The organism is Pseudomonas sp. B3(2017), assembly GCF_002113595.1.
GTDB lineage: Bacteria > Pseudomonadota > Gammaproteobacteria > Pseudomonadales > Pseudomonadaceae > Aquipseudomonas > Aquipseudomonas ekonensis.
In genome coordinates, this window is record NZ_NEIU01000012.1 from 199,850 (window position 1) to 209,751 (window position 9,902).

Consider the following 9,902-nt stretch of genomic DNA (forward strand, 5'->3'; position numbering starts at 1 on the left):
CTCAATCAGCGGCTCATGCGGTGGGTGCCCAGCGGACGCAAGTTCGTCATCGGGATTCCTTTCATCTGGCTGTTCCTGTTTTTCATGCTGCCGTTCTTCCTGGTGATGAAGATCAGCTTCTCGGAAGCGGCCCTGTCGATTCCGCCCTACTCGGAGATCTACACCTACGCCGAGCAGAAATTCCAGCTGCTTCTCAACATCGGCAACTACAGCATGCTCGGCGAAGACGAGCTGTACCTGTCGGCCTACCTCGGTTCGCTGAAGGTCGCGCTGCTCAGCACGCTGATGTGCCTGGTGATCGGTTTTCCGATGGCCTACGCGATCACCAAGGCCAGCAAGGAAGCGCAGAACGTCCTGCTGCTGTTGATCATGATGCCGACCTGGACCGCGATCCTGATCCGCGTGTACGCGTGGATGGGCATCCTCAGCAACAACGGCCTGCTCAATGCGTTCCTGATGTGGACGGGGCTGACCGATCACCCGATCGAGATCCTCAACACCAACACGGCGGTCTATATCGGTGTCGTGTATGCGTACCTGCCGTTCATGGTGCTGCCGCTCTACGCCAACCTGGTCAAGCACGACGCCAGCCTGCTTGAGGCCGCGCAGGACCTGGGTTCGAGCAACTTCAACAACTTCTGGAAAATCACCGTGCCGCTGGCCAAGAACGGCATCATCGCCGGCTGCATGCTGGTGTTCATCCCGGTGGTGGGCGAGTTCGTCATTCCGGAACTGCTGGGCGGCCCGGAAACCCTGATGATCGGCCGCGTGCTGTGGCAGGAGTTCTTCAATAACCGCGACTGGCCGGTGGCGTCCGCCCTGGCGGTGGTGATGCTGCTGATCCTGATTGTGCCGATCCTGCTGTTCAACCGCAGCCAGGCCAAAGAGATGGAGGGACGGGGATGAAACGTTTCGGATTTTCCAAGTTCATGCTGATCTTCGGCCTGACGTTCATTTACCTGCCGATGCTGATCCTGGTGATCTACTCGTTCAACGCCTCTAAGCTGGTGACGGTGTGGGGCGGCTGGTCGGTGAAGTGGTACGCCGGCCTGCTCGACAACACCCAGCTGATGGGCTCGGTGGTGCGCTCGCTGGAGATCGCCTGCTACACCGCGATCGCCGCCGTGGCGCTGGGTACGCTGGCGGCGTTCGTGCTGACCCGCGTCACCCGCTTCAAGGGCCGCACGCTGTTCGGCGGCCTGGTCACCGCGCCGCTGGTGATGCCTGAGGTGATCACCGGCCTGTCGCTGCTGTTGCTGTTCGTGGCCATGGCACAATTGATCGGCTGGCCCCAGGAGCGCGGCATCGTCACCATCTGGATCGCCCACACCACGTTCTGCGCGGCCTATGTGGCGGTGGTGGTGTCGGCGCGCCTGCGCGAGCTGGACCTGTCGATCGAGGAAGCCGCGATGGACCTGGGCGCCAAGCCGTTCAAGGTGTTCTTCCTGATCACCATCCCGATGATCGCGCCGTCGCTGGCGGCGGGCGGCATGATGTCGTTCGCCCTGTCGCTGGACGACCTGGTGCTGGCCAGCTTCGTGTCCGGCCCCGGCTCGACCACGCTGCCGATGGAAGTGTTCTCGGCGGTGCGCCTGGGCGTGAAGCCTGAGATCAACGCCGTGGCCAGCCTGATCCTGCTGGCGGTGTCGCTGGTGACGTTCCTGGTCTGGTACTTCGGCCGCAAGGCGGAAGCCAACCGCAAGCGCGCGATCCAGGAAGCCATGGACCAGACGGCCAACGAGTCCTGGCAACAGCCGCAGCGCGCGGCGACGGCCTGACGACTGCGGGAGCCTGACTGTCATGACTGTGGCGAGGGGGCTTGCTCCCTCGCCACAGGGTTTTATCCGCAATGTGTTTTTGAACAAGAAAAATGGAGTTTCACCGATGAAAATGTTTGGCAGGACTCTGCTGACACTGTCCTTATTGGGCGCAATCGCCACGGGCGCCCAGGCCAACGACAAGGTGCTGCGCGTCTACAACTGGTCCGACTACATCGCCCCCGACACCGTCAAGAAGTTCGAGGACGAGACCGGCATCCAGGTGACCTACGACGTGTTCGACAGCAACGAGACCCTGGAGGCGCGTCTGCTGGCGGGCAAGTCCGGCTACGACATCGTCGTGCCGTCCAACAGCTTTCTGGCCAAGCAGGTGAAGGCCGGGGTCTACCAGACCCTGGACAAATCCAAGCTGCCGAACTGGAAGAACCTCAACCCGGTGCTGCTCAAGAACGCCGCCGCCAGCGATCCCGACAACGCCCATGCGTTCCCGTACATGTGGGGCTCGATCGGCATCGGCTTCAACCCGGACAAGGTGCGCGAAGTGCTCGGCAAGAACGCGCCGGTCAATTCCTGGGACCTGCTGTTCAAGCCAGAGAACGCCGAGAAGCTCAAGGCCTGCGGAATCAGCTTCCTCGACTCGCCGACCGAGATGCTCCCGGCCGCCCTGCACTACCTGGGCTACCCGGTGAACGACAAAGACGCCCGGCACATCGCCGAGGCCGAAGCGCTGTTCATGAAGATCCGTCCGTCGGTGGCGTATTTCCATTCGTCCAAGTACATCTCGGACCTGGCCAACGGCAACATCTGCGTGGCCGTCGGCTACTCCGGCGACGTGCTGCAGGCCAAGGCCCGCGCCGAAGAGGCCGGCAACAAGGTGACGATCGACTACAGCATCCCCAAGGAAGGCGCCGGCAGCTTCTACGACATGGTCGCGATTCCCCGCGATGCGGCCAACGTCGAGAACGCCTACCAGTTCATGAACTTCCTGATGCGCCCGGACATCATCGCCGAGATCACCAACAGCATCGGCTACAGCAACGCCAACCAGGCCGCCACGCCACTGGTGGACGAAGCGATCCGCAACGATCCGGGCTCGTATCCGCCGCAGGAAGTGATGGCCACGCTGTACGCGGTGCCGGATCAGCCGATCGCCACGCAGCGGATCATGACCCGGGGCTGGACGCGGGTGAAGCTCGGCAAGTGAACCTGCGGGAGCGAGCAGGCTCGCTCCCGCAAGGGATGCAGCAAGATTCAAGACAACGGTTTCCCGTTCATGCAGCGCCTTACCACCGCTGCACCCTCTCTCTGAACGGCCTCACCTGGCACTCCTCGGTTCAGGTGAATTCAGGCGCCCTCGGGCGCCTTTTTTTGTCGGTTCAGGCCAGCGGCCATTCGGCCAGGGCGCGGTAGCGGCCCTTGTGGGATTCGAACAAGGCGAAGCGCTCGGCCCGCAGGAAGAATTCCGGCGGCGTGGCGGATTCCGGGACGGGTTCGCGAAAGTCGCGCATCAGGGTCAGGTGCGGCCGAAATTCCCGGGGCGGCTCTTCGAAACCGAACGGCAGCATCGCCTGCTCCAGCGCGTACACCAGCCGCAGCAGCGCCGGCGGTGCCTGTTCCGGCGCCAGCGACAGCACACCGGCCTTGCGCCACACCTGCAAGCGGTCCAGCGAAATCCTCAGCGCAGTTCCCGGCGTGCTCACCTTGGCGGCCGCTTCGCACACCTGCGCAATCTGCGCCAACGGCACCGCGCCGAGAAACAGCAGCGTCAGGTGAAAGTTGTCCGCCGGCACCGGTTTGCCGGCCCTCAGGTTCAAGGCGCTGCGCCATTGGGCAATGGCCTTGCGCTGCGCCGGCGGGCAGTCCAGGGCAAAGAACAGCCGCTTGAACGGTTGATCCCCAGGTAAATCGTCCTTCATGGCCCCTCTCCTTCGCGGGTCGTGATCCTGTGGATTCTACACGGCCGTTTTCTGGCGGCCCGCGACATGAAGGTTATAGTTCAGGGATGGCCATCGACCGGAGACCGCCATGCGCGAGATCCTCAGCAAAGAACCCTGGTGGGCCCGACCGCCGAATCCCGGGCAGGACGAAACCGAACTGGAATGGGGCTGGCTGGTGCACTACAGCGAAGGCGAGCCGCGCTTCGAATTCATCCACGAGCGGCCGACGGACGAACAGATCCGCTTGCGCAAGAGCTGCCGGATCACACCGTCGGCAGAGTAGGCCTGAGCCATTGCCCGCCGCAAATCCTGTGGGCGCTTGCCTGCAAGCGATACGGCCAGCACTGCTGGCATCTCCGGTGCCTGATCCACCGCCATCGCCAGCAGGCTGGCTCCCACAGAGGATTGCGGGTATCCGCAGTATCTTTGTTCACCACAAAAACCTGTGGGAGCTGGCTTGCCAGCGATGAGGCCAGCACTGCCGACATGTGTGGAGCCTGACCCGCCGCCATCGCCAGCAGGCTGGCTCCCACAAGAGATCCCGGCACACCGCAAAACCTGTGGGCGCCGCGGTGCGACGATTCGACTTGCCAGCGATGAGGCCGGCACTGCCGACATCTGTGGAGACTGATCCACCGCCGTCGCAGGCAAGCCAGCTTCCACGGAGATGCGGTGGGCTTCAGGATTCGACGAGGTGCCTGAAGCCGCCGAAGATCATGCGCTGGCCGTCGAACCCCATCGGGTTGGCGTCCGGCTGCATGCGCGGGTCGTCCATCATTTTGGCCATGCCGGCGTCGCGGGTCGCCTTGTCCGGCCAGATCAGCCAGCCTGCGGACACGGTTTCGCCTTCCTTGAGCTTCACCGCCATCGGGAACGACGTGACCTTGCCGTCCGGCACGTCATCGCCCCAGCACTGCACAACGTCCCGGGCGCCGTATTCCTTGAACAGTTTCGCGGCGACCGCACAGTGCTTTTCATATTGCCCGCGGTTGGCGTTCGGCACGGGCGCCACAAAGATATCGATGTAAGCCATGGTCATTCTCCTTGAGGATCGGGTTGGATCTGCTGACTGGTCGATTCCGGCGGCCGCCATTCGACACGCTGGAGGCCCTGCCCGACCGACGGCTCTTCGCGGCCGCCCAGGCTGCCCTCGACCTGCCCCGCGATGTGCAGCGTGCCGGCCATGACGCCGGTCGTCGGGTTCTGCACCAGTTTCAGCCAGGCCTTGTCGAACGTGTTGCCCAGGCTGCTGCGGATCAGCGCTTCGCTGTCCGGCCGGTCGTTGGCCTGGATGATCGCGCGGATGCCCGCCACGCCCACGGAGATCAGCGCCCCGGCGAGTTTCCCCGCCGCGGCCGCCACCGCGCCGGCGGCGCCGCGCGGGGCCATTTCCGCTTCCATGCGCTGGCTGGCGCGCCGGGCCACCGGGGCCATGCCGGCATCGGTCGAGGCGATGCCCTTGGCGCCGCCGTCGGTGTGGATCTTGTCGATCAGCGCGGCGTAGGCCGGCAAGGTGTTCAACGGTTCGGTGCTGATGACCTGGTACAGCGACGCATCCCGGGCCGGCGGCGGCCCGAGGGCGATGGCGGGAATCTTCTGCAGGCGCCCGTTGAGTTGGGCGACGGGCACGCCGTGACGCTGGGCGATGAGCGGCATCTGCTTCGCCATCTGCTGCGCATAGAACGCCGTGGACTGACCGAGGATCGCGTCCGGGTCGATCTCCACGGCCACCGGCGCCAGTACCCTTTCCTGATACTGATCAAGCAGATACGCCGCCAGGCGCTTGGCCGACGCGTCCTGTTCGCCGCCGGCGCTGATCGTGTACCAGCTGACTTTCATCGACAGCCATTCCTGGGTCCAGTAGCTACTGAACCACGGAATGAAATTTTCTTCAGTTTGCTGATAGACCCGAGTGCGCCAATGTTCCATCGAACCCCGGGCGAACAGCTTGACCTGCTCGGTGGCCTGCTGCGACGCGCTGAGGATTTCCCGGTCAATCTGTTGCCAGGTGGCGGGCGAGACCACCACCGCCGGCGCGCTGACCGGGGCCCGCGCCGACGTGGCGCAGCCGGCCAGCAGAAACAGTGCGGCGACGGCCAGCGCGCGCAGGTTCACGGTGGTGTCCTTCAGGGAGCCGGGGCGGTATGCGTTTGAGTATAGGTGGGCCGGTCAGCGGTGAGGGGGATGTGCAGGCCCTGTCGCGAGCAGGCTCGCTCCCACAGGAGATTGCTGTGCTGCTCAAAGGGTGAAGGCCAGCCTGCTGGCGATCGAAGGGCCGACAGGCTCACCGCCACACCCGAACCATCATTGCCGTCGATGTTCACCATTACGACGATTGCCTTCCGCGCAAGGGTCGCCTGGCGCAGGATTCACCCAACCGCAACACATCGAGGATTCAACACCATGAGCTACCCCGTCACCCTCGCCGTGAGCTTCCCGGTGTTCGGCAGCAACTACTATGACCAGCACGCGGTGTCGCGCAAGGCACAGGCACTGGTGTTCAACGAAGATTTCGAAGATCTGCTGATGCCCGCCGCCAGTCATCATTTCAGCAACGGCGTGGTGGGCCTCAACGATCAGTTCCGTTTTCTGAGCGACATTCTCGCCACCCATCTGCTGGATCTCGAGGCCTCGGTGCCTGCGCGTTCCCGCGTCCGGGCGAGCGCTCACTTTTAATGCCAAGGGCGCTCCCGGCCGGGAGCGCCTTCTTTGCGTTCACTCAATCGTCGTTGTCGTCGCGGTCGCGGTGATGGCGACGCCACTCGCGCCGGTCGTCGCGGTCATCCCAGCGCCGGTCGTGGTCGTAGTAGCGGCCACGGTCGCGGTCGTAATACCCGCCATGGCGGTAGTCATCATCAAAATCCGCGACACAGCCGCCCAGCAGGACGGCGGCGGAAACGGTCAGCAGCAAGGTTGTTGCAGGCTTCATTCAGGGCTTCCCAAAACCAGGGTCAAGACGACGGAAACGGCCGGCGCTGCCCTCGCCTTTTGGCCCGGTGCGCGCCGCCGCAGATACGACCGGACAAACCGCCGATGATTCAGCGGGTGCCCGCCACCGTCTGTCGTCTCGTGCCGTTCTCAGCCCACCAGCGCGATCAATTGCTGGCGCTGCGCGTCGGTCAGCGTCAGCCCGAACCCGGCGCCGGCGTTGTCGGCCATGCTGCGCGGGTTGCCGGTGCCGGGAATCACGCAGGTGACCGCCGAGTGGGCCAGCAGAAACTTGAGCAGCAGCTGCGGCCAACTCGTGACCTGCACCTGCGAAGCCCAGCCCGGCAGCGGTCGGCCCCGCAGCCGCTCCAGCAGCGCGCCGCCGCCGAACGGCCGGTTGCAGATCACCGCCACCCCGCGCTCGCGGCACAACGGCAGGATGCGTTTTTCCACGGCGCGGTCGTCGAGGGCGTAGTTGATCTGCAGGAAGTCCACCTGTTCGGCCCTCAACACCGCTTCAACCTCGTCATGGGCCGACGGCGTGTAATGGGTGATGCCGATGTAGCGGATGCGCCCCCGGGCCTTCCAGTCGCGCAAGGTCGGCAGGTGGGTCTGCCAGTCCAGCAGGTTGTGGATCTGCATCAGGTCGACGCAGTCGGTGCGCAGCAGACGCAAGGAGCGCTCCATCTGCGCGATGCCCTCTTCTCGGCCGCGAGTCCAGACCTTGGTGGCCAGAAAGGCCGGCGAGCGCGGTTCGTGGATCGACAGCAGCCCGCCGACGGTCTCTTCGGCGCGGCCGTACATGGGCGAGCTGTCGATGACCGTCGCGCCCTTGCTGAACAGCTCGCCGAGCACCGCCGGCAAGGGCCGGTGCAGCGGATCGCCCGGCGCAGCGTCGAAGGCGCGGTAGGTACCCAGCCCTACCGTCGGCAGCGCTTCGCAGGTCGAGGGGATGGCGCGGGTCTGCATGGTCTGGCCTCCTGCGGCACTGAGCGAGGCGCTGGGGCGAGGGTTCGCTGGGCTACACTGCGACAACCCGCCTGCGCGCCCCGTTAAAGTTAGCCGAATGTCACGAACCCTGATGTCACTCGTCGCCTTGGCCGTCGCCGCGTACCTGATCCTGTGCGCGGCGCTGTTCGTGTTCCAGCGCGCGCTGATCTATTTCCCCCAGCCTGCGGCGGTGGATTCGCCGGATACGCGGCTGACGCTGTCCACGCCGGACGCCGACATCCGTGTGAGCGTCCGGGAACACCCCGGCCCCAAGGCGCTGATCTACTTCGGCGGCAATGCCGAGGACGTTTCGCTCAGCCTGTCGGCGCTTGCCCGGGCCTTTCCCGGTCAGGCCGTGTATCTGCTGCACTACCGGGGTTTTGGCGGCAGCGGCGGTTCCCCGTCCGAAGAAGCCATTGCCCGGGATGCCCTGGCGCTGTTCGACCGGGTGTACGCCAGCCATCCCCGGATCGCGCTGATCGGGCGCAGCCTCGGTTCCGGCGTCGCCGTCCGGCTGGCCAGCCAGCGGCCCGTGCAGCGTTTGATCCTGGTCACGCCCTACAACAACCTTGAGGAACTCGCCGCCCGCCAGTACCCGTGGGCGCCGGTCAAGTGGCTGCTCAAGGACCGTTTCGAGTCCGGCCGCTACGCAGCGCACATCCAGGTACCGACACTGCTGCTGGCGGCGAGCGACGACGAGGTGATTCCCCGCGCCAGCACCGAGCGGCTGCTGCGCAGCTTTCCCGAGGGCGTGGCGACGCTCAGGGTGATCGCGCCTGCAGGGCACAACTCGATTGCCGAGCGGCCGGAGTACCTGGAATGGATGGGCGAGGCGCTGAACCGCTGAGTGTTGCCGGGCGGTGACGGTGGCGTTGCTTCCACAGGATTCGGGGAATCGACACAGAACCTGTGGGAGCAACTGTCTTGGCTACACCCTGCGGCGCCTGAACGGTCGCCATCGCCAGCAGGCTGGCTCCCACAAGGGATCCCGGTGGCCCGCAGGATCCCAGTGCCAGAGAAAACACCGCAACGGCCTACAGGAACGCCCGTCCCAGACACTTCGTCGGCCCGCCGCGATTCTCACCGCCGCCCCGTGAACCAAGCCTCAAAAGCCCAGTCCTACCCGCGCCGCCTTTCGCGGTTCATTTCACTAAAGCGCCGTCCCCCTTAAGAGCCGCCCCTTCCATGCGCCACGCCGTTCGTCCGTCCCGCTTCGTTCCGCTGTGCCTGCTATTCCTCTCGCCGCTGCTTGCCGCCCCCGCCCATGCCGGTGCGGAACGACAATTGGCAACCGCCATCAACGACTTGCGCGCCCACCCCCAACGATGCGACCGCCGCCCGACGCAACGCCTGGCGCCGCTGGCGCTCAAGCAGGATCTGGCCCTGCCCATCGGCTACGGTTATGGCGGCGGGTTGCGCGAGCGCCTGAAGGGTCAAGGGTACGCGGCGGTGTCGGTGCGCAGCATCCGGATCGTCGGGGCCGAAGACGCCGACGAGGCGTTCGACCAATTGCAGGACGACCACTGCGGCGCCCTGCTCGACGCCCAGTACGCCGACATCGGCATCAGCCGCGCCCGCAACGAATGGCAAGTGGTGCTGGCGCGGCCGGTGCTCGACAGCCGGGTGGGCGACAACCGCAGCGTCGGCAAGGCCCTGCTGGCCGAGGTCAACGCGGCCCGCGCCCGCCCGCGGATGTGCGGGCGCCAGCGGTTCGCCGCCGCCCGCCCCTTGAGCTGGAACCCGGCCTTAGGCGCCGCCGCCCAAGGGCACAGCAAGGCCATGGCCTACGGCAACTACTTCGCCCACCGCGACCCCGACGGCGACATGCCCTCCGACCGCGCCCGCGCCGCCGGCTACCGCGGACGGCAGATCGGCGAAAACATCGCCGCCGGCCAAGGCTCGCCGGGCAAGGCCATGGCCGGCTGGCTCGCCAGCCCCGGCCACTGCGCCAACCTGATGAACCCGATGTTCACCCAGGTCGGCGCCGGGTTCGCCAGCGATGTGCGCAGCGATCAAGGGGTGTACTGGACGATGCTGTTCGGCGCGCCTTGACCGACCCTGACGCAGGCGCGCAAAGGCGTTCAATGACGCAAGCCCGTTTCATCGTTTTTTTGATAGCATCCGGGCTTTCATGCACCCTCAGTGCTGCTATTCCAAGGAACGGATTCAAGCATGCTGGACGCCAACGCTACGCACATCACCCTCACCCTCGAAGGCGCCAACGCGGACTTCCAGGTGCTCAGCTTCACCGGCCGCGAAGCCCTCAACC

Annotated in this window: 11 protein-coding genes and 1 pseudogene; 7 read left to right on the top strand and 5 right to left on the bottom strand. The window is 65.4% G+C overall.

Going from position 1 to position 9,902, the window contains the following annotated elements; translation table 11 throughout:
• Positions 1–24: 24 nt before the first annotated feature.
• The 3 genes from CAG33_RS18585 (at position 25) to CAG33_RS18595 (ending at position 2,982) form a co-directional block, all read left to right on the top strand.
• Entirely contained in the window at positions 25–906 is an 882-nt protein-coding gene (locus tag CAG33_RS18585; protein ID WP_170930028.1) for an ABC transporter permease subunit, read from the top strand.
• The gene (locus CAG33_RS18590) at positions 903–1,778 is read left to right on the top strand and encodes an ABC transporter permease subunit (RefSeq protein WP_085583324.1); all 876 of its coding nucleotides are present in this window, start codon (positions 903–905) and stop codon (positions 1,776–1,778) included. Before CAG33_RS18585 ends, CAG33_RS18590 begins: the two co-directional genes overlap by 4 nt.
• A 106-nt stretch (positions 1,779–1,884) precedes the next feature.
• Positions 1,885–2,982: a polyamine ABC transporter substrate-binding protein gene (locus CAG33_RS18595; protein WP_085639943.1), complete on the top strand. Its 1,098-nt coding sequence runs from the start codon at positions 1,885–1,887 to the stop codon at positions 2,980–2,982.
• A gap of 172 nt (positions 2,983–3,154) precedes the next feature.
• Here the strand turns inward: CAG33_RS18595 and thpR are convergent, their stop codons facing one another.
• Positions 3,155–3,694, bottom strand: coding sequence for an RNA 2',3'-cyclic phosphodiesterase (gene thpR / locus CAG33_RS18600; RefSeq protein ID WP_085639946.1), 540 nt, complete (start codon positions 3,692–3,694; stop codon positions 3,155–3,157).
• A 109-nt stretch (positions 3,695–3,803) separates the two neighbouring features.
• On the opposite strand from thpR, the gene CAG33_RS18605 reads away from it, so the two are divergent.
• Positions 3,804–3,998, top strand: a complete 195-nt coding sequence (locus tag CAG33_RS18605; protein WP_085583318.1) for a hypothetical protein — start codon at positions 3,804–3,806, stop codon at positions 3,996–3,998.
• Positions 3,999–4,394: 396 nt separating this feature from the next.
• On the opposite strand, the gene CAG33_RS18610 is transcribed toward CAG33_RS18605, so the two are convergent.
• A complete protein-coding gene (locus CAG33_RS18610; protein ID WP_085583316.1) occupies positions 4,395–4,748 on the bottom strand; it encodes a DUF1428 domain-containing protein in 354 nt (117 codons plus the stop codon).
• A 2-nt stretch (positions 4,749–4,750) separates the two neighbouring features.
• Positions 4,751–5,830: a hypothetical protein gene (locus tag CAG33_RS18615; RefSeq protein ID WP_085583314.1), complete on the bottom strand. Its 1,080-nt coding sequence runs from the start codon at positions 5,828–5,830 to the stop codon at positions 4,751–4,753.
• A gap of 288 nt (positions 5,831–6,118) precedes the next feature.
• On the opposite strand from CAG33_RS18615, the gene CAG33_RS18620 reads away from it, so the two are divergent.
• Positions 6,119–6,391, top strand: a complete 273-nt coding sequence (locus CAG33_RS18620) for a hypothetical protein (protein ID WP_085639949.1) — start codon at positions 6,119–6,121, stop codon at positions 6,389–6,391.
• A gap of 43 nt (positions 6,392–6,434) precedes the next feature.
• Here CAG33_RS18620 and CAG33_RS18625 read toward each other — a convergent pair whose 3' ends face one another.
• Entirely contained in the window at positions 6,435–6,644 is a 210-nt protein-coding gene (locus CAG33_RS18625; protein ID WP_085583310.1) for a hypothetical protein, read from the bottom strand.
• 149 nt (positions 6,645–6,793) lie between these two features.
• Positions 6,794–7,624, bottom strand: a pseudogene (locus CAG33_RS18630) (aldo/keto reductase); the annotation flags it as partial.
• An 85-nt stretch (positions 7,625–7,709) separates the two neighbouring features.
• Here CAG33_RS18630 and CAG33_RS18635 point away from each other — a divergent pair.
• Both CAG33_RS18635 and CAG33_RS18640 read left to right on the top strand, forming a co-directional pair.
• Positions 7,710–8,480, top strand: coding sequence for an alpha/beta hydrolase (locus CAG33_RS18635; protein ID WP_085639955.1), 771 nt, complete (start codon positions 7,710–7,712; stop codon positions 8,478–8,480).
• 338 nt (positions 8,481–8,818) lie between these two features.
• The gene (locus tag CAG33_RS18640; RefSeq protein WP_085583304.1) at positions 8,819–9,685 is read left to right on the top strand and encodes a CAP domain-containing protein; all 867 of its coding nucleotides are present in this window, start codon (positions 8,819–8,821) and stop codon (positions 9,683–9,685) included.
• Positions 9,686–9,902 lie beyond the last annotated feature (217 nt).